Genomic DNA, 25,683 nt, shown 5'->3' on the forward strand with positions numbered 1-25,683 from the left:
TAATTATAGACTGTTTGTAAATTCTCTTTTTAGATTGTTCAGTTTGTTGGAAACGCTTGCGTCGTATTGCAAATCCCCTACCCTTAAAATAAAACCACCAATGATACTCTCATCGATTTTATTTTCTAAGGTCACTTCCTTTCCTGTAATGGACGCCACCTGTTTCAACAACTGCTTTTCCAAATCTGCCGTCATGGGAACCGCCGTGGTTACATAGGCCACGTCCTTTCCTTTCAGCGATTCGTTTAGAATGATATACTTTAATGCGACTTCGTTCAACAAGGAAACCCTTTTGTTCTCCACCAACATGTTCATCAGCCCTTCGGAAATGGCATGGGAACCTTTGAAAACTTCCTTGAGAACGTCCTTTTTGGCCGAACCGGAAATCACCGGATTGGAAAGCATATCCCGAAGCTCTTTACTATCGGAAACAGTGCTTACCACGGAACGCATGTCCTTTTCCACGGCATCCGTAGCCTTGTTCTCAACCGCTAAATCCAATATGGCCTTGGCGTATCGTACCGCCGCTCTAGAATCACTCATTTTAATTCAATTTGATGTCACCCAACATCTTCTCCACCAACTGCAATTGCTTATCCTTACCGGACAGCTCCTCCTTGATTACTTTTTCCGCTATGGAAACCGAAAGTTCAGCCACCTGACTTTTTAACTCCGCCACTGCCGCCTTCTTTTCACTTTCAATGGTCTCCTGCGCCTGCTTGATCATTTTATCGCCCTCTATCTTCGCCTGCTCCTTGGAATCCGCGATCATTTTTTCCTTTATCTCACGGGCCTCCTTCAACATCGCCTCACGCTCAGCACGGGCCTCCTGTAGCATTCTATCGTTATCAGCCTGAAGGTTTTGCATCTCCGCCTTTGCTCTTTCTGCAGCAGCCAATGCTTCTTGGATACCAGTCTCCCTTTCGTCAAGTGAGTTTAGAATAGGTTTCCAAGCAAATTTCACCAATAGGAAAATCAGTCCTAACAATAAAATGATCTGTACAACAAATAGACCTGGTGAAAAATCGTTTATTAATGTTTCCATTTATTTTGAATTTTTATACGAATCAATGATTAAAAAACACTTCCTGCAACCAACCGTTGCAGGAAAATGCTTTTTGGCTTAACGTTCTTATTTTCCTAAGAACAAGGCACCGAATGCCAAACCTTCCAAAAGTGCAGCGATGATGATCATCGCAGTTTGGATTTTACCGGTCGCTTCTGGTTGACGGGCAATACCTTCCATTGCCTTACCACCAATCTGACCAAGTCCAATACCTGCTCCAATTACGATCAAACCTGCTCCAATTAAATTGTACATAGTAAACTGATTTATATATTAAATTAAAAACACTCTTAAATAAAATCCGCCCTTACATCTTCCTCGTCCGGAATTTCATGGCCTTCGGAATCGTGATGGTGTTCATGATCATGTTCGGCCACCGCCATCCCAATGAACAATGCTGAAAGCATCGTAAAAATATAGGCCTGTAAAAAGGCGACCAATACCTCGATAAGGGTTATGAAAAACGACAATATCAATGAAAGTCCGGTAGCTCCTGCCACTCCCAAACTATCCTTAAGGGTGAACATAATGGCGATCAAGCTCATTACCACAATGTGCCCCGCAGATATATTCGCAAACAATCGGACCAATAACGAAAAAGGTTTGATCAAAAAGGCACCCGCCAATTCGATGATGGCCAAGACCGGTCTGATCAAAACGGGTACCCCGGGCATCCATAACATGTGCATCCAGTAGTCCTTGTTTCCACTAAATGTATATATTATTAACGTGAGAATAGCCAAAGCTGCAGTAACTGCCAACTGTCCCGTAACATTAAACCCAAAAGGCGTAAGCCCCAATAGGTTCAATATCCATATAAAAAAGAATACGGTAAGTAGATACCCCGTAAACTGTCTGTATTTTTTTTCACCGATGTTTGGCTTGGCGATCTCGTCCCTAACATAAATGACCAAAGGTTCCAATACACGGCCAAAACCTGTGGGTACGCTTTTGTTTTTATACTGTCTAGCCAAAGAGGAGAAGGCCCACAACATGAACAACCCAACCAATAGAATTCCAACAACACTTTTAGTAATGGAAAAATCCAACACCTTGTGTGCATTGGTCGCGTGATGGCTCTCATCCAGGTTTACCGATGTGGCACCAGCTTCCAACTCGTAAATTTTACTGTGCAGTTTTACAAATTTGGAACCGTTTTTTTCCACGATTACCTCGCCATTGTCATCGTGATGAAATTCAGAGGACATAAAAGTAGCCAAGCCATTACTGGACCAAACGATTACGGGTAACGGAAAACCTACGTGTTTTCTTTCGCCTTCATCGTTTGTATAGGAGAACAAATGGAAGTCGTGGGAGTCCTTGATGTGGTGATTTATATATTCCGATACTTCCTCTTTCGTGTCAACAGCACCTTCATCTTGACCTTCGGAGAACGCAAAACTTTGGAGTGAACTTACTATTGCCGTAAACAATACTAGATTTCTTATCACTTTGGAAACTTCCTTCATTATTTCTTTATCAAAAATTATGCTCCTGAAAATTTGCGCAAAAGTAGTCAATCTAGATGTAATACAAAGAATTTTAAAGGCTTAAAATTCGACCTTATTTTTCACGCATGATTTTTGAAACAAAAATCACTTCCAAAGTCAAGAATATAATAGTAGGAAGTAGCATCATAGCCCTGTAAAAATGGGGAAGTGGTTGATCTCCCATGAGTTGCGGAAAGAACATAGCGGTAAAAACCACAATCTTGAAAACTAACATCCCGATATACAAAAAACCCAATTGTTCAAAGACTTTTTGATTTTTTGAAAGGATTTGAAAGGCAATTACCAACAGTAAAGAGAAGAAAAAATGGAATATATAGGACTGTTCCAACAAGTGTAAAAAGTCAGTTTCCAGGTCCATCAAAAACGTTTGGCCCAAAAAAGAAATCGTGCCCACCATTGTGAACACGATCGTATATAAAAGAATCTTTCTGAACAATTGCCTATTTATTTAAGGACATCACCTTTTTAATGACCAGATATATGGACAAAAATACGGCAAGTAAGGTAATGGTATCCTCTAAAAAGGTTTTTTGAAATTTTTCATCCAGCCAGGCGCCCAATAAATTCCCCAAATATATGGTTGCGCCCATTTGTATGGCAATCCCGGAAAGACTTGCCGCGGTGCGCAATAAATTGGAATCGTTACGAGGCTTTTGCTGGCTCATTTTTTGTGTTCATGGAAGGTTTAAAACTTCCAGAATTGCTAGCTCCGGCCTTTCCTCCGCCCATGGTACAGGAAGCGTTGAAAGTAGCCCCGGGCTCTACGGCCAATTTGGAAACGGATACCGTTCCTTCAATTACTGCGGAAGATTTTAGGGAAAGTAGGTCGGACACCAAAAGCTCCCCATTGAAACTGCCTTCTATATCGGCATTTACACATTCCACCTTACCATGGATATACCCATCCTTTCCAATGACCACCTTGCCGGAAGTCTTCACATTGCCATCCAGCTTGCCGTCAATCCGGAAATCCGCTTCGGAGATGATATCCCCTTTTATTTTCGTATTCTTTTCGATTCTGTTTGGTTGTCCTCCTATTTCGCTCATAGTTCTAGGTTTTTGTTTATCTGAAAACATTGTTCAAGGTTTTGGGGTTAAAAGTGTATTTCTGTATGCCTCTAAATTCTTATGTACTTGGATTATTTTATAGTTGTCCGATAAAATTACGAAATTCTCATCAGCCACCCGGTAATCCTTATTGTTTTTTAAAAGTTCCGAATAGCCCAATGCAAAGTCCTTGGATTTGAAACCGTGGACCACCACAAATTGGTCTTCCAGATTGTATATGTCCTTGGATACGATGTTCTTGTATTTTAAATCTACAATGGACTTTTCCAAGAGCTCCATCAATTTCAACGCCTTGTCATTATTGCTCCTCTTGAACGGAAAGACCACTTTCCAGTTCGATGTTCCCGTGGAGCCCGTTTCAGGCGAAAATTCCGTGGGTTCCAGTTTGGGAAGTTGCTCCGCCACCATCTGTTCCGCCTTTTTGCCTTCGGGGCTGTTTGGATAGGTAAGCGCCACATAGTTGAGGGCTTCCTTAAATTCTTCAAATCCCTGCAACCTACCAATGGCATTGGCCTTCAACATTTCGAACTTTGGCACGATGGGGTCTCCAGTAAACCGATTTATATTTTCCTCCGAACCCGTGATAACCTGTAAAAACTGCTGGTCCTGAAATTTCTTGAACAAAAGTTGGTACCTGTTTTCCGGACTGTCACTATCATCGGCAAGCTCTGCCTGTGGGTTCAATAAAATCTCCGCATAACGGGAACCGGCATGGTTTGCAATGATATCCGCCTTCATGGAAGCCATCAACGGACTGTTTTCCGCCTCGTAAATTTTATACAGATTGTATTTGGAGGGAAGGATCAAACGCTCTTCCGGATTGGACGCCAGCACATTTTCAAGCTTTTCTGCAGCCAACAAGTTTTCATTGAACTTTTCCTTATAAATAAGGCCCAACTGATAATTGGCAAAATTTCGTTCCGTTTTAAGGCTATCTATTACGGTTTCCTCCTTAGGAACCCTATCCATATAAAAGTCCAAAGAGAACTTTTCATCCTCTGTAACCGCAGCATCCGGATTGTTATTTGCCGCTATGGCCTCTCCCGTAGCTTCGGATATATTGGAAACCGCTTTGTTGGACCAACGCCAGTCATCGGCCAGTTCCCTATTGCCCCATCGGTTCTTAAAATCGTTCTGTCCGTATCCCAGGCTGGTAATATTGTAAAAGTAGAATTTACCTTGGTTCTCCTTGCCTCCCTTGGATTTGGCGAAGGCCGCAAAACCATCGGTCAACTTGTCCCGTTCCTTTTTCTGTGCCGCTTCCTTGGCCGCTTGCAAATCGGCTATATGCTTTTCAAAATAGGCAATCCGGTCGTCTATGGGCATTTCGTAGATGGTTATGACACTATCGGTATACTGAACAATATCCTCATATTTTATCACGTCCTCAAGATTGTCCAATTTCTTTTTGATGGTACGGTACTTTTTGGTGTTTTCATCCAAATTCACAAGCACACTATCATAGTAGGCTCCGGCATTTTTGTACTGATTTTCGTCGAAATTGTATTCAGCCAGATTTTCATAATTGAGGGCGTTCAGTTTTGGCTCGTTCTGCGTGGCCCGTAGCGATTTATTGAAATAGGCCAACGCCAGACTATCGGAGCCTTGTCCCAAATGGAATTCGGCTATTTGCCTATAAATTTTGTCCAAGAAGGGCCTATTTTCCCTGTTCTCCTCCAACTCCGTCAGGTACTCCAGCATTTCCTCCTGATTTTCGGAAGTGATGGCCGTATTCCTTATTTTTTGGATTTCGGCATTGATCATATACACCCTGGGCGATTTTCTATTGAGGTCGATCACCTTATCAAAGGCATAATTGGCACTGTCCTTATAGCCCAACTGATTGTACAATTGCCCAATGATATAATAATATCGGCCTTTCTCCGGATTCTTTTTGGTGTAATAGGAGGCCACCTTTAATTGTTGAATGGCCGTATCCGGCGCGTTCAGGTTGATGTAGGCCTGTGCGAGCATGGCCCGGGCATCCGCATATTCCTGGTCCTTTAGGGTCTCAAACTTCATCAACCGCTTTAGGTTCTTGATGGCCAGCTCCTCATTTTCGAGCCTGATATTTACCTTTTCCCGCCAAATACTGGCTTCGTTCAGCTTATTGCTTTCCGTGTATTTGTTGAGGATATAATTAAAGGATTCCAATGCCGGGATGTAACGTTCATCAAAATAGCGGGCCTTGCCCAACAACAAAAAGGCCTCATCGGTCTGCGGATTGCGTTCCTCGTCCTTGATGTCCATGCTATGCTTCTGGATGGCCTTGGTCGCCTTTTCCTCGGCAATAATAAAGTTTGGGTTGTTATCCTCCGAATCCAATTTAACCTCTCCCGATACCTCCAAACGCTCTATGGGCAGTATTTCCCAATAATCGTCCTTGTAGGAATCGTTCAACGTGGCCCTACCCTCTTCAAAAGCGATATTGCCGTTGTACAGAGTATTGTACTTGGTATTCAAGGCGTGCCAATTGCGATTTATAAAGGCGTCCTTTTTCGTGGAACAGGCATTGAAGAGTACGGTTCCTAGAATAAGCGATAAAAAAAGTTTGTTTCTGTAGTTCAAAATAGACGGTCTACGTATGTATGCATAACTGAAAAACATCCATATTATTATACGCTTCATCGACAAATGGCCACTTTGTTTTGGAGATTATGGGCCGATATTTATTTCAGGGGCCGATGATTTACCGACTATCCAGTTTGTTTCTTAGAGTTTTATACCGATTTTAAAAGGAAAAAAGGTCTTTTGCCGATGCTATTTGGAACAATATCGGAATCCGTTTCAAGAATAGGGACTCGATAAAAACAAAAAACCGACTGAAGCGTCGGTTTTACTCTTTAGACCTGTCAGGTTTAGATTATCCCGCAAAAAACGCCTCCAATTCCCTTAAGGTTTCTGTAGAGGTTTTGATGTCCTTGACCACTTGGCCCTTGTTCAATACCACAATACGCTCGCAGACTTCGGTCACATGAATCAAATCATGGCTAGATACCAAGACCGTAACATCCTCCTTGGCCGCCAAGTCCTTGATGATGCCTTTTAAACGGATCTGCGTGGTTGGATCGAGATTGGCAAAAGGCTCGTCCAATATCACCACCTTTGGATTTCCAATAAAGGAGGCGACAATGCCCGCCTTTTTTTGGTTTCCCTTTGAAAGATCTCGTAAGTATTTCTTTTGTCCCAAAATCTCCCCATGGAAAAAGTCGGAAAACTGTGCCAACAATGCATCCACATCGGCCTTGTTCTGTCCGCGTAAATCACCAATGAAATAAAAGTATTCCTCCGGTGTCAAATAACCTATTAAAAATGTTTCATCGATAAAAGAAGAAGTGATGGGCTTCCATGCTTCGCTTGTATTCACCTGAATCCCATTGTTTTCAATATGCCCGGAACTCGGTTGGATCAAATCCAACAACAAACTAAAAAAGGTGGTTTTACCGGCTCCGTTGTTTCCCACCAAACCAAAGCTTTGTCCTGTTGGGATTTCGAGATTTTCTATGTTCAAAACGGTCTGAATGCCGTATTTCTTGCTTAAATTTTGTACTGTTATCATGGGTTTTTTGTTTCAAGTTTCAGGTTTCACATCCAACGTCTAGCGTCTAGCGTCTAGCGTCTAGCGTCTAGCGTCTAGCGTCTAAAAGACTAACTATTTTTCTCCTTAAATCCGGCAATCATGCCATATTTCTTTTTCCGATACTGCTCCGTGACCGTGTTCATCAAAGTATTCTTTAAGACCAATCCAATAAGCCCTAAAACGCACAGGACGATTACCCCTACCGTCACCGAAAAGAGGTAATAGAAAAGACTGAATATGAGTATAGGAACGATAAGCACGGGAACCATGATCAAAAATTGGTTGGCACTCGTCCCTTGCATGTTCCCAAACGGACTCTGATCCAGTTCGATTCTTTTTTTATTGAACGATCCAAAAAATAAAATGACAGGGATATTTACTCCCAAATTATACAAAGCACAGCCAAAATTGATGGCCAAGGTCTCCCACCCAAAATAGACATAAGGTATGGTAAGCAGGAACATAAAAATCACACTGACCGAAATCAACAATGCCTTCGATTCCAAGTACTTTCGCAGCGGAATATTTTGGGACATCATCATGCTATAATAACTACTGTCCCATGCAGGTATAAACTGTCCGAAGTTACTTAGGAAAATACCGGTCATAAAAACGCCCAAAAAGGCTTTCATTGGCATCATGTTGGCATAAATTTCCTGGGTATAGAATATGAGGCCATAAAACACAAACAAAAGGGATATCCAAACCTGGGATTTTGTTCGTTTGTTCCGCCAAATCATTTTAAGATCCAATTGCAAAAAAGTACCCAAGTCGCCAAAGCGTTTTGTCCAGGCCAAATCACTGGTATTGGCTTGCGCCTTTTTGGCCCTGAGTTTAGCGTCCAGATACAATTTGTCTTTCAAATAGTTGAAGTTGATATAGTACATGACGACCATTAGGACCAACGGTACCAGAACGGTTATTGGATAGGCATACAAGGCGTGGAAAACAGGGCCAAACACCTCCTTCACAGAGAAAATCCCGAAATAATCCAAGGCATAGGAAATAACTAGGATAGCGGCAAGGATACTCAAAGCCACATTGCTTTTATTGATCAGCAGGTTCAGGTAATTAATGGCCAGGACAATGGCCATCATGGAAACCAACCATAAGAACACATTGAGTGCCGCATAACCCTGGACCAAGAGCACAATACACAAAGGCACAAAGAAAAAAAGTGCCAATAGGTTATATACGGATGCCGCGGACCTACCCAAAATATAGTGGGCTATGGAACTCTTCCTAACCGGGGTAATCAGGAAGGGTTTAATGTCCATTACCGGTAACTTCTGCATAAAATACCGCAAAAACAGCTCGATCAAGACCCAGTAAATCAGATACTGACTCAAGGTCCACATAGGACTTTGATCGGGAACTGACTTTCGTAAGATGAAATAGATACCGGCACCCATGGCGGCTAGCACTACGAGCATATACACCCCAAAGAAACCCATGATTATTTTTACGGCAAGGCTTTTGCCAAAGTTGGCCGACCTAAAAAAGGATTTCCATTGCAGGGAAGCAAATCGTTTAAACATAAGGGTTGGATGTTGTTGTTTGGTCCATAAGTAAACCAAAAATGGAAAATGTTACAAAATCCAGAAAATTTTATACTGCGGATAGGTTTTGGCCAAAAACCCAATGGCTTTTGAAGAATTGATAAGCCGGCACTCTTGTAGTATTTGGGGAAATATCGGGTTTAATCGGTATTTATTGTCTATTTATTATGGTTAAGTTGTTGAAATTCAGTATATTTTATAGTACTACAACACGGATTAAAGTAAATAGTTATGGGGATTAAGAGTTATGAAGGGCCAAGGGCAGAACCGAAACCGGACGAAGTACCGCTTAGGGTAAGTGATTATATGACGCGTGAGCTAATAACTTTTGACCCTGACCAAGCTGTGGAGGAAGTCATTGAAATACTGATCAAGAATAAGATATCAGGTGGACCAGTGGTTAATGAAGGAAACGAATTGATTGGCATTATTTCAGAGGGCGATTGTATAAAGTACATTTGCGACAGTAGGTATTATAATATGCCTGCTGATTCCAACAGTGTATCACATTGCATGGTGAAAAATGTGGAAACCATAGATGGTAACATGAACATATTTGATGCGGCCAAAAAATTCCTTGAAGCAAAAAGGCGACGCTTTCCAATTATTGATAAGGGCAAATTGGTTGGTCAAATATCACAGAAGGATATTTTAAAAGCGACCGTGCAATTAAAATCCCAGAACTGGAAATAGATTCCAACCCAACCAGGGTCTTTTTGGGTTTTAGTCCCTATTTTGTTTGATTTAAGCCAAATTTCCGGCTTGGGTCATTTCTTGTTGGAAATATATCCGTGTAGGTATTGTTTCCGATACTTTTTCCATCGCCGAAAAAGTATCCAAAAAGGCTAGGCTGATTGTGGGATACTTGAAATCCAAGCAGTCCTTGGCCCGCATCGCCAAGGCCGTTTCCGATTGCATCGGAATACTTTTTGGGCGATTTCCCTTTGGCCAATTCCAAGGACTCCTGGATTTACTACGCATCCCAAAATAGGCCGCTATATCCCTAAACAAAACTTATGTTACCTCACCTTTTTTAACCATAAAAAAAGCTACCCTCCCTGAGTAGGGAGGAGTGTTTCGCAACAGCGGAACGGGGTGGGTCGGGGAAAGGGAAATGATTTCTCCCTTCATTTTCTTTACGTGCCTAAAGAAAACGAAGCAAAAGAAAGTGCACTTTCCAGCAGGAATTTTTACTTCGTAAAACCCATCTAGAAACTCGGCCGTTCCGCTTCGCGGAACAGGTTCCATCCCGAGCTTTCTCGATGTATTCTTCTGGAAAGGGGACCACACATTCAACTTTGGGTATTCAATTTGCCTGTTGCAAAGTTGGGAATGATTAATTCAATTACCTAAAAAAGCTCCCCTACCTAGTCAGGGAGAGGTGTTTTGCGACAGCTAAACGGGGAGGGTCTGGAGAGGATGATTCCTTCAAACTAGAATATTGCTTTGAACATGCTTCTTACAAATCATATTGATTTTTTCCCTTTCCCATTTTATATCGCCTCCTCTTTCCTTAATTTTGCATTCTATTTCTAGATTGGATAATTATGGCAGATTTTTACGCATTGACCGTTAAAAACATTAAAAAACTAACCCCTAATTCCGTGGCGGTCACATTTGAGATCCCAAAGGATTTGGTGCAGACCTTTTTGTTTACGGCCGGGCAGTACATCACCATAAAAAAAGAAATTAAGGGCAAGGAGCTGCGCAGGGCCTATTCCATAAGTTCCTCCCCAAAGAAGGACCATATTACCATCGGTATAAAAAAGGTGGATAATGGCGGTTTTTCACATTATGCCAATACGAAATTAAAGGTAGGCGACACCTTGGAAGTCATGCCGCCCGAAGGTAGGTTTTCCTATAAACCTTCCGGAAATCCTCAAAATGTGGCGGCCTTTGCCGCGGGTAGTGGTATTACCCCTATCATGAGCATTGCAAAAATGGTTTTGGACGGAAACCCAAAAAACAATTTTGTATTGGTATATGGTAATAAATCCTACGAGGAAACCATGTTTTACACGGATTTGGTAAAGCTCCAATTGGATTATTCCAATCGGTTTTTTGTATATTTTATCAACAGTCAGACCCGCGAGGATAGGGCGCTTTTTGGACGAATCGATACCTCCACGGTCAATTATGCCCTTAAAAACAAACACGCCAATTTGGATTTCGACGGCTACTATCTATGTGGACCGCATGAAATGATCGAGAACGTAAAGGATACCTTGTTGGACAATGATATCCCAAATGAGAAAATCCACTTTGAGCTATTTACGGCAACGGAAATAAAGGAGGAACTGCCCAGTCTTCCCGATGGGCAAACCGCGTTGACAGTTACCTTGGATGATGAGGAATTTCAACTTACAATGGACAAAAAAATGACCGTTTTAGATGCGGTCCTAAAGGAAAACATCGATGCTCCCTATTCCTGTCAAGGGGGCGTCTGCAGCAGTTGCATCGCCAAAATCAAAGAGGGTAAAGCAGAAATGGCCATGAACCAAATTTTAACGGACAGTGAAATTGCCGAAGGGTTTATACTTACCTGTCAGGCACATCCTACCACACCTACTCTTAAGGTAGATTATGATGATGTGTAGGAGCCTTAACTAGCTACACAAAGTAAGAGAATAAAAACAGTACTCCCCGTTTAGGTCAATTATCTATTTCAATAGTATCTAGATCTGCCTTTAGGCAGTAGTTGAGCAGTTTCCAAATCGCAATGAATACCCTATGTATAATGAATTCCTTTCGATGCAAAATACCTAGGTAGCCCAAAATTTGTTTTCTATAATCCAGTTTCTCTTTCTATTTTTTTTCAATTGAATTCGTAATACTATGGTTCGAGCTAATTTGCACGTACCCTTGCGTTACCTTTAATCAATTTCTACCTTTAAATATGACTTGGGAAATCATTACGGTATTTGTAATTATAGGTGCATTGATCATTCTCTTTGCCCTTGAGGTTTTCCCCATGGATAAAATCTCCTTTTTTATCATTGGGGCGCTTTTGTTATCAGGTTTGGTGAGTCCGGAGGAGGCGGTCAGCGGATTTTCTAACAAAGCGGTAATCACCATTCTTTGTCTTATGATATTGGCCATAGGTCTAGAGGAGAATGCGGTCATTTCTTGGTTTGCCAAAGGACTAAAAGTTTTAAAAAACTGGCCGGCCTTGCTCGTGTTGATAGTCATCATGATATTATCTGGCGGCGTATCGGCCTTTATAAGCTCAACGGCCGTGGTCATCGTTTTCATTAAAATAGTCGCCGAACTAAAGGACAAGTACGGGTTAATGCCGGGCAAATTGCTTTTGCCTATTTCCTTCGCAAGTATTCTTGGTGGAAGCTGTACGCTCATGGGGACTTCCACAAACCTAATCGTCAACAACATCTTTATGCGCTATACGGGCGAAACCTTGGGTTTTTTTGAGTTTTCCAAGATTGGCCTCATTTTTTTGGGCACATCGATCGGCATTATCGTCCTTTTTTATTCCTTTCTACCCGAAGGGGAAAAAGATGGACTTTCCCAAAAATTTAATCTCAACAAATACCTGCTCACCCTAAAAGTGGATACGGATTCACCGCTTATAGGCACTCCATTAAAAGAATCCTTTATGTACAAGGAGCCAGAAATTACGGTGCTTCGGGTATCCAGGAACAATTATGAAATGAACCTTTCCAATCCCAAATTTGAGATTCAGCAAGGGGATGTGATTTTGTTGCATTGCAGTTTGGAGAATCTCCAAAAGATGCGGGGCGAAGGCTATTTTGACCTGGAAGTCGATGAAAACCTAACGAGTAGCTTCTCAAAAGGGACGTCCATAGAAAAGGTCGATGATCAAAAACAAGATCCTGAAGAGAAAGTCTCCAATACCGTCTTGCTGGAATTGCTGCTGCTACCGGGCTCACGATTTTTGGGCAATACTCTTGAATCACTTAAAAAAATGATCTTTCCAAGAGCCATCCCCATCGCCGTGAACAAAAGAAAATCCCTTACGAATCTTAAAAATAAGCTGCATCTTAGTAACAAAACGATTACAAAGCTCAAGGTTGGTGACCGATTATTGATTCAAACCGATGCATCCTACATCCAAAATTTTGAAAACAGCAATAATCTTGCAGTCTTAAATCAGTTTGATGGAGGTATCCCTTCCACGCCCCTTAAACGGAATCTCTCGCTCTTTATATTAATTATTACTATAATCCTGGCTGCAACAGGCGCATTCGAGATCATGACCAGTGTTATAGCCGGCACCATCGCAATGCTTCTATTCAAATGCATTGAATTGAATAAAATTTATGAAAAAATAAATTGGCAGATAATCTTTCTATTGGCAGGTATGATTCCCTTAGGAATTGCAATGACCAACTCCGGGGCGGATGCATGGTTGACCGAAGGCCTCCTGGGGTTAATGGAAGGACAAAGGCCAATGATAATTATAGGAATGTTGTTTTTGACAACCATGTTGTTGAGCGGCGTAGTCTCCAACAATGCCACGGCCATTATAATGGCCCCCATTGCCATTTCCTTGGCCAAGGGACTGGAACTGGATGTAAAACCCTTTATTCTTTGTGTGATGTTTGCAGCTAATTTTAGCTTTTTTACGCCTTTAGGGTATCAAACCAACGCCTTGATCTATAGCATGGGAATTTATAAGTTTAAGCACTTTCTAATTCTGGGAGGGATCATTTCCTTGGTGCTACTTGTCCTGGGCACCTTGCTCTTAAGTGCTATGCTGTAAGTGGTTTAAGAACCAAGGGTTTCCAATTGTTTACAAGCACTTTCATATCCTATGGCATAGGCCTTTTCGATTCCTTTACGGTCCAGAATACCTATATGTTCCAAGGATTTCGGTTCGATTACCAGGTCGCATTTTTTTATTTTCTCCCGATTGATGGCATAGATCATCAATCCGGTGACCCTACCCGTCAATTGCAAGGAATTGGTGAGATTCTTCTTATTCAGCTCCGCTACGATGGATACATTGCTACCTATGACAAAATCTACCTTATCCCGAACCGGTTCCAAGGGAAAATTGTTCATAATGCCTCCATCTGCATACAAACTTCCATTATAGGACACCGGACTAAAAACGGGTGGCAAAGCCGCCGAAGCCAACAAAGGCTTGATCAGTTCCCCGTGACTAATAAAAAGTTCCTCTCCTTTTTCCAGGTTGGTGGCCACTACGTGCAACTCCTTTTTCAGCCCTTCAAAGGTATTGTGCGGAAAATAGGTCTTAAAAACGGATTCATACCTATCGGTATCCAATAGGCCCGGTTTACCTATAGAAATAAAGTTATATTTGAACAGCGGAGTTTCCTTAAAGAAACGCAACATGTCCATAATAGGGGTTCCATTGGCATATAGGGCGCCTACTAGGGCCCCTACACTACTTCCCGCTACCAATTGGGCCTCCAGACCAAACTCCTGCATGGCCTTAATGACACCAATATGGGCCATTCCCCGTACCCCACCGCCAGAGAGCACCAAACCAATTTTCTTCGTTGAAAGGGATTTCATATTATTTCAAAAAAATGCCGTATGAAGCAAATTGTATCATACGGCATTAAAGTTAACCAAATACCACTAGTTTACGAATCCAATCCAAAGGCATAATAATATTTACTTCCATCTTCATAGACGCCTTCAATCATTACCCCGCCTTTTTTGTTTTCCAAAATTTCGGCAACATCTTCAACATTGCGAACACGTTTGCCATCTATATGGGTTATTATAAAACCTTCCCGCATTTGGGTTTCCTTCTTGATTTTTCCTGGATATAACTTATTTACCTGAACACCACCCTCCAAGTCGAGTTTCTCGGCCAAATCCTTATCCAAGTTTTCAAAATCGGCTCCAAGGAGGTTCAATATTTCCTTTTTCTCCTTTTTCACAAGCTTGGTTGTTCCGTTGACATTTTCAAGGATTACTTTGAATTCCTTTTCGGTACCATCTCTATTGACAAGTAGATTTACTTCATCTCCTGGTCTTTTACTGGCAATGATTTCCTGCAATCTGGGGGATGTAGTAGTTTCCTCCCCGTTCACTTCAAGAATAATGTCACCTGACTCGATTCCGGCCTTATCCGCGGCACTGTTCTCACCAACCTGCTCAATCCATATCCCTTTAGTGAAGTCCACCTTCTTTTCCTTGGCCAGGTTGCTATCCATAGTCCGTATGGTCACGCCCAACATACCTCGTTGCACCGCTCCATATTTCAAAAGGTCCTCCACTACTTTTGTGACAATATTACTAGGTACTGCAAAACCATATCCGGTATAGGTTCCGGTTCTACTGGCGATTGCCGTATTTATCCCAACAAGATTACCATCTAGATTTACCAAGGCCCCACCACTGTTTCCAGGGTTGATGGCAGCATCGGTCTGGATAAAACTTTCTACGGCAAACTTGTCTTGATTGATATTGATACTTCTTGCCTTGGCACTAACGATACCGGCAGTTACGGTAGAATTAAGACCCATTGGGTTACCAACGGCCAAAACCCATTCACCTACCTCAACATCATCGGAATTTACCAAAGACATGGTGCTTAAATTATCGGCATCGATCTGTAACAAGGCCAAATCTGTAGTTGGATCAGTGCCAATAACCGTTGCCTTATAGGATTCATTATTATAAAGGGTAACCTCAACCTCATCGGCATTATCGATTACATGGTTATTTGTAATGATATAGCCTTGATCGTTTATGATAACTCCAGATCCGGTACCGATTCTAGGTTGGGAGCGCATCCCTTCGGGACTTTGTCCTTTGAACATATCGCCGAAAAATTCCTTAAAGGGATCTGGAAGTTCCCTGCCTTGATTTCCATAACTAGGAGAGGATTGGGTGGATTTGATGTGCACTACCGCATCCAATACTTTTTTGGAAGTATCCGTAAAATCCAACGGTTTAATGTTGCCTTCGTCGTCAGCGGTATAAAGCACATGCTTTCCTTGTACCGTTTCTACCGTAGTCACACCCTTAATTTCCTCTTTGTCATTTAACTTGTTGATTCCTATAACACCTAGGCTCACTGCCAAGGCGATAGCGGCAGAAAAGAGGTATACTTTTAAACTGCCTTTGTTTGATTTGTTTGTATCCATATTATTTCTGATTATAATTATATTATTTTTTAGTACGTCCCTATATGTTCAATTCCCGTGCCATTTAAAACCCTGTGATTGCTAAAAAATTTTTAAAATTTGAATGCCTTTTAAGTTCTTTTTTAGACTGTTTAGTCTGATTTTAGGAAAAAGCATCAAAAAAATTGAAAGGAACGTACTTTTCGTCGACTCTTTATTAAAGTTTGAAGGCTGCCATCTATTCCAAATTGAGTTGTAAATTGGTTATTACCGACTAAAGGGTCGGTATCTGACATTTTGACTTGATTTAATTTGCAGTAAAATGTTAGACAAAACAAAACCCTTGGATTTTTTTGTCGTATGTTTAAAAAAGAATGATAACCGAATCCTTAATGCGCAGTACCGCCGTTCTTATTTTTACCAACTCTTCCCAGGAAGAAATGCGATACAAACCCCTTCAAAGGGGCGAGGTACTGTTCGACTCCTTGACCAATTCGGTTATCAAGAAAGTGAAGCAATCAAAATTGACCTACTTCCATATATCGGAAAAACATCAAAAGGGCTTTTCATTTGGGGAACGATTTTCCACCGCGGTTCAAAATATCTTTGACAAAGGGTTTGACAAGGTAATTACGGTAGGAAACGATACTCCCCATCTACAAACGGCACACATTACGACCACGGCCAAGGCCTTGGCCGATGGCAAGACCGTAATTGGTCCTTCCTTGGACGGCGGTTTCTATCTAATGGGTATCCATAAGGCGGATTTTAACAAGGAGAAGTTCCAGAATTTGCCCTGGCAAAAATGCAACCTACTAAAGTCGCTTTTGGACACCCTACAGGAAAGCTATTGTCCCATACTTCAATTACCGACCTTTAGGGACATCGATACCGCTAAGGATGTTCTTTCCTTGGTCAACTACATCAGGTCCATCTCCGTTTCGATACAAAAACTTTTTGCCCTTTGTCTTTCGGTCAAACAACAATTTTTACTTCTAGCGGAAAATTGTTATGTCTCGGTCTTACTCCAAAACCCATATAACAAGGGGTCCCCAGTGTTAGTGCATATCCAATAATATGTACACGAAAGGTCTAAAACCTTTGTGAAAAGTTAAACTAACACCACCAAAAAAACATGAAGTATGTATTGTGGGTCGCGCTATTTTTCATGACCACCATAAATTTTGCCCAGGAGAGCGTATCGGGCACTGTATCTGATGTGTCAGGAGTACCCATTCCTTATGTGAATGTCCTGATATCTGGTACCAACAAAGGAACTACGACAAATGAAAAAGGTTTCTACGAACTTTCCAAATTGAACGAAAATGCCATCCTGGAATTTTCAGCTATTGGATATGAAACGCAAATAGTTCCCATAGATGGTGCCTTGGTCATTGATATTGCCTTATTGGAATCCTCCGAACAATTGGACGAAGTGGTCCTAACGGCACTTGGATTAAAAAGAGAGACCAAGGAATTGGGTTATGTGGTCCAAAGTTTGGACGCTCAGGGCGTTACCGAAGTTAAATCGGTCAATTTTTTTGATAACCTTACAGGTAAATTGGCAGGAGTTACCATTAGCCAAGGACCTACAGGAGTAGGTTCCACCTCAAAAATTACCATACGGGGAGAAGCTTCCTTCTCCAATAACAACCCACTTTTCATCGTAGACGGAGTACCCATTAACAATAACTCGGTTTTTAACTTTACCAACGAAGCGGCTGCGGGCTTTCAGGAAATCGATTTTGGAAATGGTGCCATGGAAGTCAATCCAGACGATATTGCAGAAGTATCCGTGCTGAAGGGTCCGAGTGCAGCTGCATTATATGGCACCCGGGCTTCCAATGGGGTCATTGTCATAGAAACCAAAAGAGGTAGAATCAGTACAGGTCTTGGTATTAGCTATAATACCAGCTTTTTCGTGGATACAGCCTTTCAATTGCCCGATTTTCAAAATGAGTATGGACAGGGCAATGCGGGGCAATTTGCCTTTGTAGATGGACTTGGAGGTGGCACCAATGATTTAATATCCTATAGTTGGGGGCCTCGTTTGGACGTAGGCAACCTTATTCCCCAATTTGATAGCCCAGTTACTTTGCCTGATGGAACCGTGGTGCGAGGTGGCGACACTGCACTTTATAGTGGTCTGCCTATTACGCCTACCCCATTTGTTTCACATCCAGATAACCTTAAGGATTTTTACAGAACGGGAACTACCTTTATCAATAACATAGCGGTTGGTTCAACCTTTCAAAAAGGTAGCTACCGACTTTCCTTTACCGATTTACGTAGTGAATCGATTATTCCTGGGGTAAACTTGGATAGGCAGACAATAAATACGCGTTTGACATTTAGACCTACGGATAAAATAAGGGTTAACTCGACCATCAATTATGTGAATTCTAAAAGTGATAACCGACCATCAAATGGTTACGGTTCCGAAAACGTAAATTATTCCTTGGTAGGTTGGGGGCCAAGATCCCTGAACATGGATAGCTTACGAAATTATTGGCAACCCGGATTAGAAGACATTCAGCAATACTCTTTCAACTATACCTATTTTGATAATCCATTTTTTACCATGTTCGAAAATAGAAACTCTTTCAATAGAGACCGAGTGTTCGGGAATATTTCGGCAAGTTATGATATCACGGAGCATTTGACCGCTTCAATTCGTTCGGGCATGGATTATTCAAGCGAACTAAGACAGTTACGACGTGCCTTTAGCTCTAACCGATTTCAAAATGGTGGGTATGCAGAACACGATGTGTTGTTTAGGGAGATAAACACTGATTTTCTTTTAAATTATACCAATCGTTTTAAAGATGTAATCCTTGATGTTAGTGTAGGTGGAAACCGGTTGGACCAAAAGGCCTTTACTTCTCAATCACAGACCACTAGTTTGGCGCAACCGGGAATTTTTAGGCTATCGAACGCGGCCTCCCCAGTAGAAGTCTTTGAGTTTGAATCGAACAAGCGAATTAACAGTTTTTATGGCTTGATGAAGTTGGGGTATAGGGATTTCCTCTTTTTTGACTTCACCGGAAGAAACGACTGGTCCAGTGCCTTGGCCACTCCATTTTCGGTAGACAACACCTCGTTTTTCTATCCTTCCGTATCTTCCAGTTTTATTATTTCTGAAGTAGTGCAACTGCCCAATTTAGTATCCTTTGCAAAATTGAGGGCCAGTTGGGCCCAAGTAGGTAATGACACAAACCCCTATCAAACGACTGGGGCCTTCGTTGCCCAGACGCCTTTCAATGGTCAACCTACCTTTAGCGATCAAAATACAATTGCCAATCCCAATCTACAACCGGAACGTACCTCTTCTTGGGAGGTTGGTGCCGATATTCGATTTTTTGGTGATCGGCTAAGTATGGATATATCTTACTACAATGCCTTAACCGAAGACCAAATTCTTTCCTTGCCTATTGGCATATCCTCTGGATATACACAACAGGTTGTAAATGCGGGAAGTGTTCGGTCCACTGGGGTGGAAATTATCGTGGGGATTTCACCCGTCCTATCCAATAATTTCAAGTGGAACAGCACTTTGAATTTCAGCACCAACCGCGCCATTGTAGAGGACTTGCCCCAAGATGAAGGGCGTTTGACATTGGCCTACTCAAGAATCTATGACAGTCAAAACCAAACGGTATTTTTACAGGTTGAAGAAGGGGGACGCATTGGGGACCTTTATGGTACCGGTTATTTAAAAAATGAAAACGGAGATTTTATTCTTACGGATGAAGGACGTTACATCCCTGATAATGAACTTCAAAAACTGGGAAACTATAATCCGGATTTCATGCTAGGGTTTAATAACCAGTTCCAATACAAAAATTGGAACCTTGGCTTTCTATTCGACTGGCGCCAGGGTGGTATTATCGTATCGAGAACCAGGGCCCTGGGAAATGTGGGAGGTCAATTGGCAGAGACCGCCTTTCGGCCAGAGGAAGGAATCGTGCCCCTGGGGGTCGTAAATATTGGAACGTCTGAAAACCCTGTCTATGAACCCAATACGGTAGCGGTTTCGGCGGAGAGTTACTATCGCCAATTTTACGACCGAAACCACGAGGAAAACAATACCTATGATGCCTCTTTTCTAAAACTAAGGCAGTTTTCCTTAGGCTATACATTTACCGATCTTTCCCTTTTTAACCAAAACGCGACCTTAAACCTTTCCTTAATTGGCCGTAACCTTTTTGCCCTAACGGAGAATCCGCACTTCGACCCAGAGCAATTTGCCGTACAGGGACAGGGATTTATCAGCGGTGTAGAGGATATGTCCTATGCCACTTCAAGAAGTATTGGAATAAAAGCAGGATTCAATTTTTAAAAAAATGAAAATTATATTTAACATACTAGTAAACACTGTACTTAGCCTTCATGTCATACTTTTCGACGTTTTGACAAAAAATAAGGCTATTTCCCTTCCTTTTAATTCAAGCAAAGTTGACAAAAAAAGGAACAGTCGGGGTTTTTTCTTAAACTTGATAGGTGTATTTGTACTTGTGCTTTTGGGAACCACCTCCTGTACCCAAGATTTTGAGGATATCAACACCAATCCCAATGCTCCGGTAAGCGTACAACCAAGTCTTTTGCTAAGACAGGTTATTTATGATTACGGGGAGCAAATGTCCTATGAAGGCTTTACGGCGGGCAATCTTTTAGGGCAATATACCACGGCCTTGGATTTTAACCTTTTTGATAGGCATAACTTAAAATCGCCCCAACTAGGGGGTAATCCCTGGCCCATATTCTATCAAAACCTAAGGGATAATGAACTGATTTTAAACCACTCCCTTGAAAATCCTTCCTTTAGGGTTTACGAAGGGCCGGCACGTATCATGAAGGCCTACATGGCCGCTGCCTTGACAGATTTTTTTGGGGATGTTCCTTATTCTGAAGCTTTTAAGGGAAATCAAGGTACCGTCACGCCCGTCTACGATGCACAGCAGGATATTTATATGGCGGAAAATGGAATTTTCGATAATCTAACCAAGGGAATAGCGGCTATCCAGGCGTATGATGGAAATATCGCTCTGGAGGGTGATATCCTGTTCAGCGGAGACTTGGATAGCTGGGTGCGTTTTGCCAATTCACTAAAGATTAAATATCTCATGCGCGTCTCCTCAAAAATGGATGTTTCAAACGAATTACAAACCCTGTTTTCCGAAGGAAATTTCATCAGCGAAAATAGCCTAAATGCCATTTTTAGTTTTACCGATGGGGAACCCAACAATTTTAGGTTGGCAAGGTTGCGAATTGGCGACTTCAACAATTTTGTCATGTCCGAAACCATGGAGGAAATCCTTATCGATTTGGAAGATGCTCGTATATCAAGGCTGTTCAGACCCTTTACCAGTAGTGAAACGGGTAATGAATATAATGGTCTATTGAATGGTATTGATGCGTCCTCCACTACGGTTACCTTGGCCGATTACTCTTTGGCGGGTACCATATTCCGGGAAAATACAGGCTTATTGGATGCCAATTTTATGACCAGTATGGAAACGTATTTCCTTTTGGCGGAAGCGGCACAAAAGGGTTTAATTTCTGCCGATGCCCAGAACCTGTATGAAATTGGTGTGTCCCAAGCATTCGACTATTGGCAGGTGGAGTTGCCAAGCGATTATCTTTCAGGAACCGGGGCAATGGAAAATGGCGACCCCTTGGAGAATATCATCACCCAAAAATGGATCGCCAATATGGTCAACGGCTATGAGGGTTGGATCGAATATAGAAGAACCGGTTTTCCCCAACTCAAAACGATATCGGCCAGTTTAAACGATGACCTAATTCCCGTAAGAATGCCCTACCCGGCAGAGGAAGAGGCGTTGAATAACCAAAATTATACCACGGCCGCCAACAACACGGATGGCAATAGTATCAATGTAAATGTGTGGTGGGACCAAGAATAATCTAAAATGAGCGACCTAGTATTTTGGCAGTGGGGATTGATTCTAGTATCTAGTTTGGTACTGTTTCTTCTTTCCCCATACGCAAAAGATACCAATCAGTTTTTTAATGCGGTTCAAAAAAGGGGCACGCCCAATACCTTTGTCCTTATGGGCAGTTTGATTATCTCATGGATTTTTGCCAAAAGCATAACCAATGCCGCTAACCTAGGTTTGGAATTTGGTATCGTTGGTGGGATTGCCTATGCGGGTTACTATGTGTCCTTTGCCGTTGCAGGTTTCGTAATATACCAAATGAGGGTAAAAGCAAATTATACCAGTATCCATCATTTCTTGACCTCCAAATTTGGAAAAAGGGCGGTGTCCCTGTTTTCTATGTTGATCGCTATTCGATTGTTCAATGAAGTTTGGAGCAATACCATGGTCATTGGGTCTTATTTTGGGGAAGCTGGGTCGAGTCCGTATTACTGGAGTATCCTGATTTTTACCTTGCTAACATTGGCTTATGTAATTAAGGGTGGCATGAGCAGTTCCATTTTTACCGATGTCGTACAAATGGCCTTGTTCACCCTATTACTAGGGATAATACTTCTTACCGTATACGGACCTAAGACCGATTTTACGGTAAAGGACACTGTCAGTTCAGGTATATGGTCCTTTGAAACGGGACTAAACCTATTGTTCGCCGCTATAATTCAATCCTTTAGTTATCCCTTTCACGATCCCGTGCTCACGGACAGGGGGTTTATAAGTAGCCCTAAAACTACCTTGAAAAGCTTTTTAGGGGCCAGTGTAACCGGTGCTATATGCATTGTGCTGTTTAGCGTTATTGGTGTTTATGCCCAGTCCCAAGGAATTGTAGGGCAAGCTGCCGTTGAGGTTGGAAAGGCCTTTGGTATTGTAACACTATTAATCATCAATTTCATTATGATTACCTCAGCTGCCTCCACCTTGGATTCTACCTTTTCTTCCTTCTCAAAACTGATTGCCGTAGACCTAAAACTCGGAAAAACGCTTAGTATAGGAAGGTGGTCAATGGTTTTTATCGCCTTTTTGGGTACGATACCCGTTTTTTTGGATGCCGAAATTTTATCGGCTACCACCATAAGCGGCACCATGGTCATAGGATTGACGCCCGTATTTATCTTTTGGAAAGGAAAGGCCCCTAAAATTAGTTTTCACCTGAGCGTTATCTGCGGATTGCTTTTTGGTTTATTGCTTGTTTTTCAACGCTTTCCTGAGCAATTAATTTTAACGGAAGGGAACTATGCCGATTTGCTTTGGATCAACGTCTGGGGCATTCTTTGTTGTACATTTTTATATTTTATACCCTCATGGATCAAAAAATAAGGGACATAGGAAATAAGGAAGGTAAACTACTGCTGTTTGGCGGCGTTTATAGCAACCTACAAGCCTTGGAAAAGCTAATTTCAATAGCCAAAAAAGAAGGTATACCCCCACAGAACTGTATATGTACGGGTGACATTACGGGATACTGTGCCCAACCCGAAGAAACGGTACAAGCCTTCAAAAATTGGGGGGCTTTGAGTATTGCCGGTAATGTAGAACTACAACTGGCCAACGACAGTGAGGACTGCGGTTGCGATTTTAAGGCAGGTGGACGCTGTGACAGTTTTTCCAAAATGTGGTTTCCATATACAAAAATGAAGTTGTCCGAAGAATCCCTGAAATGGATCGGCACGATACCCGAAAATATTAGCTTTGAATATGCGGGTAAAAAAGTAACGGTAGTCCACGGCAATTATGGCGATGTTTCAGAATTCATATTTAAATCCAACGCACAGGAAAGTAAGGAAAGGTGTTTTGAAGCCACCAACAGTCAAGTGATAATTGCAGGACATTGTGGGCTTCCTTTTTATCAAAGCATAAAAGGAAAATTATGGATTAATCCCGGGGTTATAGGGATGCCCGCGAATGATGGCACCCCAAGGGTTTGGTATGTTCTTATGGAGGATATTGATGGTACTATGTCTTTCTCCCATGAATCCTTTGAATATGATTTCCAGACCGCTCAACGGCTTATGTATCAAAACCATTTGCCAGAGGAATATGCGGACACCTTAGCATCCGGAATATGGGATAATATGGAAATTCTTCCGGAAATAGAGAAAATGGGACAAGGAATTCCCATTTCATTTACTATCGATTTAAATAAACAAAACATTCAATCCAAAACAAAGCATAAAATGGCAGACTCGTATTATGACCCGAAAGATTTAAGAAAGTTTGGTAAAATAACCGAATGGAGCGAAGAACTAGGAACCAAGTTCTTTGATTACTATGGAAAGGTATTTGAAGAAGGGGCCTTGAGCGCCAGGGAAAAATCCCTGATTGCCTTGGCCGTTTCCCATGTCGTAAAATGTCCCTATTGTATAGATGCCTATACCAAGGATGGCCTTCAAAAAGGAATTACCAAAGAAGAGATGATGGAAGCCGTACATGTTGGAGCAGCTATAGAAAGTGGTGCTACCTTGGTGCATGGAGTGCAAATGATGAACAAATACAACAAGTTGTCGATGTAATCCCCTGTCCACCAAAGGGGGAAGTATTGATACAAAACCTACTAAAAAATACTTATTTGGGATTGAGCATTATTATGTGGACAATCCTGAATACTTGATACTAAATACTAATTTCTAAAGAAATGGCTACAAAATCATTAAAAGCTACAGGAAACGAACTGGCGCAGAACAATCGCCAACTGGAAATCCTTAACGGAGGTATTTTTGCCGATGGGGAACTCCCCTATTTTAAGGATAAAATCGATCAAATTGGTCAGTTTCCTCTACGCCCCAAGAAATTGGAAATACTGCAGATCAATGTTGGATATATGTGTAACCAGGTCTGTGAGCACTGCCATGTGGATGCAGGTCCGGACCGCAAGGAAATCATGACACGCGAGACCATGCAACAATGTTTGGAAGTGATTAAAAATACGGGGGCACATACGTTGGATTTAACAGGTGGCGCGCCTGAAATGAATCCTGATTTCAGGTGGTTTGTAGAGGAGGCCGCAAAAGCAGGAATCAAGGATTTTATTGTACGTTCCAATTTGACGATTATTAGGGCCAACAAAAAATATCATGACCTGCCCGATTTCTTTAAAAAGCACAATGTACACGTCATTTCCTCCATGCCGCACTGGACCCGCGGAAAAACGGATAAACAACGCGGGGACGGTGTTTTTGATAAATCGATAAAAGCCCTTCAGGAGTTGAACGAACGCGGTTATGGGATGCCAGATAGTGACTTGCGCTTGGACTTGGTCTATAATCCATCCGGAGCCTACCTGCCAGGGGACCAGGCCGCCATGGAAAAAGATTTTAAGAAGGCGCTGAAAGAGGACTTTGGTATTCAGTTCCATAATCTATTTGCTATCACCAATCTTCCTATCGCCCGATTTTTGGATTATTTGATTGCTTCGGAAAACTATGAGGATTATATGTACGCCCTTGTGGAGGCTTACAATCCCGTTGCGGTGACCAATGTTATGTGTAGGAACACCATATCCGTAAGTTGGGACGGTTGGTTGTATGACTGCGATTTTAACCAAATGTTGGATTTAAAGGTAGCCAGTAAAATCAAACACATTAAGGACTATAATGAAGATATTCTTAACGATAGAAACATCATCATTTCCCAACACTGTTATGGCTGTACGGCCGGTGCCGGTAGTAGCTGTCAGGGAACTGTGGCTTAAGCCTCCCCTAACCCCTCCAAAGGAGGGGAATTTTTATTCTACTTTGGTGGTATCAGACATGAACTATGTCATGGCACACGTTGTTAATCCTTAAAAGTGTTCACATAAACCGACCAAGTGGTCGGTTTTCATTTTCAGAAAAGTAGTAATTCATCGGGATTTTGAACTTTCGCCG

Annotated in this window: 22 protein-coding genes and 1 pseudogene; 10 read left to right on the top strand and 13 right to left on the bottom strand. The window is 41.9% G+C overall.

Annotated features, from left to right (window positions below):
* Positions 1–3 precede the first annotated feature (3 nt).
* From atpH to PP181_RS02505, 10 genes are all read right to left on the bottom strand, one after another.
* Positions 4–543 carry an ATP synthase F1 subunit delta gene (atpH, locus tag PP181_RS02460; RefSeq protein WP_272635849.1) on the bottom strand — a complete coding sequence of 180 codons (540 nt, stop codon included), beginning with the start codon at positions 541–543 and terminating at the stop codon, positions 4–6.
* Between the two features lies 1 nt (position 544).
* A complete protein-coding gene (locus PP181_RS02465) occupies positions 545–1,045 on the bottom strand; it encodes a F0F1 ATP synthase subunit B (RefSeq protein ID WP_154917682.1) in 501 nt (166 codons plus the stop codon).
* A gap of 87 nt (positions 1,046–1,132) precedes the next feature.
* Positions 1,133–1,321 (bottom strand): ATP synthase F0 subunit C, encoded by a 189-nt coding sequence (gene atpE, locus PP181_RS02470; RefSeq protein WP_013993139.1) that lies wholly within the window; start codon positions 1,319–1,321, stop codon positions 1,133–1,135.
* 35 nt (positions 1,322–1,356) lie between these two features.
* Positions 1,357–2,535 (bottom strand): F0F1 ATP synthase subunit A, encoded by a 1,179-nt coding sequence (gene atpB / locus PP181_RS02475; RefSeq protein ID WP_272635852.1) that lies wholly within the window; start codon positions 2,533–2,535, stop codon positions 1,357–1,359.
* 94 nt (positions 2,536–2,629) lie between these two features.
* A complete protein-coding gene (locus PP181_RS02480; protein WP_272635853.1) occupies positions 2,630–3,013 on the bottom strand; it encodes a DUF6168 family protein in 384 nt (127 codons plus the stop codon).
* Positions 3,014–3,017: 4 nt separating this feature from the next.
* Complete coding sequence (locus PP181_RS02485) at positions 3,018–3,242, bottom strand: AtpZ/AtpI family protein (protein ID WP_138256603.1); 225 nt, start codon at positions 3,240–3,242, stop codon at positions 3,018–3,020.
* The gene (locus tag PP181_RS02490; protein WP_138256604.1) at positions 3,220–3,654 is read right to left on the bottom strand and encodes a bactofilin family protein; all 435 of its coding nucleotides are present in this window, start codon (positions 3,652–3,654) and stop codon (positions 3,220–3,222) included. Before PP181_RS02490 ends, PP181_RS02485 begins: the two co-directional genes overlap by 23 nt.
* 3 nt (positions 3,655–3,657) lie before the next feature.
* Positions 3,658–6,213, bottom strand: coding sequence for a type IX secretion system periplasmic lipoprotein PorW/SprE (porW, locus tag PP181_RS02495; protein ID WP_442915268.1), 2,556 nt, complete (start codon positions 6,211–6,213; stop codon positions 3,658–3,660).
* A 295-nt stretch (positions 6,214–6,508) separates the two neighbouring features.
* Positions 6,509–7,204 carry an ABC transporter ATP-binding protein gene (locus PP181_RS02500; RefSeq protein WP_272635855.1) on the bottom strand — a complete coding sequence of 232 codons (696 nt, stop codon included), beginning with the start codon at positions 7,202–7,204 and terminating at the stop codon, positions 6,509–6,511.
* 89 nt (positions 7,205–7,293) lie between these two features.
* A complete protein-coding gene (locus PP181_RS02505; protein ID WP_272635856.1) occupies positions 7,294–8,763 on the bottom strand; it encodes a DUF5687 family protein in 1,470 nt (489 codons plus the stop codon).
* Between the two features lie 252 nt (positions 8,764–9,015).
* Here PP181_RS02505 and PP181_RS02510 point away from each other — a divergent pair, with 252 nt between their 5' ends.
* Positions 9,016–9,477, top strand: a complete 462-nt coding sequence (locus tag PP181_RS02510; RefSeq protein ID WP_272635857.1) for a CBS domain-containing protein — start codon at positions 9,016–9,018, stop codon at positions 9,475–9,477.
* A gap of 51 nt (positions 9,478–9,528) precedes the next feature.
* Here the strand turns inward: PP181_RS02510 and PP181_RS02515 are convergent, their stop codons facing one another.
* Positions 9,529–9,702 carry a hypothetical protein gene (locus PP181_RS02515; protein WP_272635858.1) on the bottom strand — a complete coding sequence of 58 codons (174 nt, stop codon included), beginning with the start codon at positions 9,700–9,702 and terminating at the stop codon, positions 9,529–9,531.
* 629 nt (positions 9,703–10,331) lie between these two features.
* Here PP181_RS02515 and PP181_RS02520 point away from each other — a divergent pair.
* Together PP181_RS02520 and PP181_RS02525 are read left to right on the top strand one after the other, a co-directional pair.
* Entirely contained in the window at positions 10,332–11,381 is a 1,050-nt protein-coding gene (locus PP181_RS02520) for a ferredoxin--NADP reductase (protein WP_272635859.1), read from the top strand.
* Between the two features lie 299 nt (positions 11,382–11,680).
* Positions 11,681–13,522 (top strand): SLC13 family permease, encoded by a 1,842-nt coding sequence (locus PP181_RS02525; RefSeq protein ID WP_272635860.1) that lies wholly within the window; start codon positions 11,681–11,683, stop codon positions 13,520–13,522.
* Positions 13,523–13,527: 5 nt separating this feature from the next.
* Here PP181_RS02525 and PP181_RS02530 read toward each other — a convergent pair whose 3' ends face one another.
* Positions 13,528–14,301, bottom strand: a complete 774-nt coding sequence (locus PP181_RS02530; protein WP_272635861.1) for a patatin-like phospholipase family protein — start codon at positions 14,299–14,301, stop codon at positions 13,528–13,530.
* 71 nt (positions 14,302–14,372) lie between these two features.
* Complete coding sequence (locus tag PP181_RS02535; protein ID WP_272635862.1) at positions 14,373–15,887, bottom strand: Do family serine endopeptidase; 1,515 nt, start codon at positions 15,885–15,887, stop codon at positions 14,373–14,375.
* Positions 15,888–16,240: 353 nt separating this feature from the next.
* Here PP181_RS02535 and PP181_RS02540 point away from each other — a divergent pair, with 353 nt between their 5' ends.
* The 7 genes and pseudogenes from PP181_RS02540 (at position 16,241) to arsS (ending at position 25,508) form a co-directional block, all read left to right on the top strand.
* Positions 16,241–16,942, top strand: coding sequence for a TIGR04282 family arsenosugar biosynthesis glycosyltransferase (locus PP181_RS02540; protein WP_272635863.1), 702 nt, complete (start codon positions 16,241–16,243; stop codon positions 16,940–16,942).
* A 59-nt stretch (positions 16,943–17,001) separates the two neighbouring features.
* Positions 17,002–20,205 carry a SusC/RagA family TonB-linked outer membrane protein gene (locus PP181_RS02545; protein ID WP_272635864.1) on the top strand — a complete coding sequence of 1,068 codons (3,204 nt, stop codon included), beginning with the start codon at positions 17,002–17,004 and terminating at the stop codon, positions 20,203–20,205.
* Positions 20,206–20,359: 154 nt separating this feature from the next.
* Entirely contained in the window at positions 20,360–21,790 is a 1,431-nt protein-coding gene (locus PP181_RS02550) for a SusD/RagB family nutrient-binding outer membrane lipoprotein (RefSeq protein WP_272635865.1), read from the top strand.
* A 6-nt stretch (positions 21,791–21,796) separates the two neighbouring features.
* The gene (locus PP181_RS02555) at positions 21,797–23,137 is read left to right on the top strand and encodes a sodium:solute symporter family transporter (protein WP_272635866.1); all 1,341 of its coding nucleotides are present in this window, start codon (positions 21,797–21,799) and stop codon (positions 23,135–23,137) included.
* Positions 23,122–23,730 (top strand): annotated as a pseudogene (locus PP181_RS02560) (metallophosphoesterase family protein); the annotation flags it as partial. The gene PP181_RS02555 and the pseudogene PP181_RS02560, both read left to right, overlap by 16 nt.
* Before the next feature lie 264 nt (positions 23,731–23,994).
* Positions 23,995–24,330, top strand: a complete 336-nt coding sequence (locus PP181_RS02565) for an arsenosugar biosynthesis-associated peroxidase-like protein (protein ID WP_094999161.1) — start codon at positions 23,995–23,997, stop codon at positions 24,328–24,330.
* 122 nt (positions 24,331–24,452) lie between these two features.
* Positions 24,453–25,508: an arsenosugar biosynthesis radical SAM (seleno)protein ArsS gene (gene arsS / locus PP181_RS02570; protein WP_154917698.1), complete on the top strand. Its 1,056-nt coding sequence runs from the start codon at positions 24,453–24,455 to the stop codon at positions 25,506–25,508.
* Positions 25,509–25,683: the final 175 nt, after the last annotated feature.

The sequence above is a fragment of the Maribacter sp. PR66 genome, from assembly GCF_028464205.1.
In the GTDB taxonomy this organism is placed as follows: Bacteria; Bacteroidota; Bacteroidia; order Flavobacteriales; family Flavobacteriaceae; genus Maribacter; species Maribacter flavus.

Coding starts and splice junctions, on each gene's coding strand:
- atpH (WP_272635849.1), bottom strand. CDS start 543: ATGAGTGATTCTAGAGCGGCGGTACGATACGCCAAGGCCATATTGGAT.
- PP181_RS02465 (WP_154917682.1), bottom strand. CDS start 1,045: ATGGAAACATTAATAAACGATTTTTCACCAGGTCTATTTGTTGTACAG.
- atpE (WP_013993139.1), bottom strand. CDS start 1,321: ATGTACAATTTAATTGGAGCAGGTTTGATCGTAATTGGAGCAGGTATT.
- atpB (WP_272635852.1), bottom strand. CDS start 2,535: ATGAAGGAAGTTTCCAAAGTGATAAGAAATCTAGTATTGTTTACGGCA.
- PP181_RS02485 (WP_138256603.1), bottom strand. CDS start 3,242: ATGAGCCAGCAAAAGCCTCGTAACGATTCCAATTTATTGCGCACCGCG.
- PP181_RS02490 (WP_138256604.1), bottom strand. CDS start 3,654: ATGTTTTCAGATAAACAAAAACCTAGAACTATGAGCGAAATAGGAGGA.
- PP181_RS02500 (WP_272635855.1), bottom strand. CDS start 7,204: ATGATAACAGTACAAAATTTAAGCAAGAAATACGGCATTCAGACCGTT.
- PP181_RS02505 (WP_272635856.1), bottom strand. CDS start 8,763: ATGTTTAAACGATTTGCTTCCCTGCAATGGAAATCCTTTTTTAGGTCG.
- PP181_RS02510 (WP_272635857.1), top strand. CDS start 9,016: ATGGGGATTAAGAGTTATGAAGGGCCAAGGGCAGAACCGAAACCGGAC.
- PP181_RS02515 (WP_272635858.1), bottom strand. CDS start 9,702: ATGCAATCGGAAACGGCCTTGGCGATGCGGGCCAAGGACTGCTTGGAT.
- PP181_RS02520 (WP_272635859.1), top strand. CDS start 10,332: ATGGCAGATTTTTACGCATTGACCGTTAAAAACATTAAAAAACTAACC.
- PP181_RS02525 (WP_272635860.1), top strand. CDS start 11,681: ATGACTTGGGAAATCATTACGGTATTTGTAATTATAGGTGCATTGATC.
- PP181_RS02530 (WP_272635861.1), bottom strand. CDS start 14,301: ATGAAATCCCTTTCAACGAAGAAAATTGGTTTGGTGCTCTCTGGCGGT.
- PP181_RS02535 (WP_272635862.1), bottom strand. CDS start 15,887: ATGGATACAAACAAATCAAACAAAGGCAGTTTAAAAGTATACCTCTTT.
- PP181_RS02540 (WP_272635863.1), top strand. CDS start 16,241: ATGATAACCGAATCCTTAATGCGCAGTACCGCCGTTCTTATTTTTACC.
- PP181_RS02545 (WP_272635864.1), top strand. CDS start 17,002: ATGAAGTATGTATTGTGGGTCGCGCTATTTTTCATGACCACCATAAAT.
- PP181_RS02555 (WP_272635866.1), top strand. CDS start 21,797: ATGAGCGACCTAGTATTTTGGCAGTGGGGATTGATTCTAGTATCTAGT.
- PP181_RS02565 (WP_094999161.1), top strand. CDS start 23,995: ATGGCAGACTCGTATTATGACCCGAAAGATTTAAGAAAGTTTGGTAAA.
- arsS (WP_154917698.1), top strand. CDS start 24,453: ATGGCTACAAAATCATTAAAAGCTACAGGAAACGAACTGGCGCAGAAC.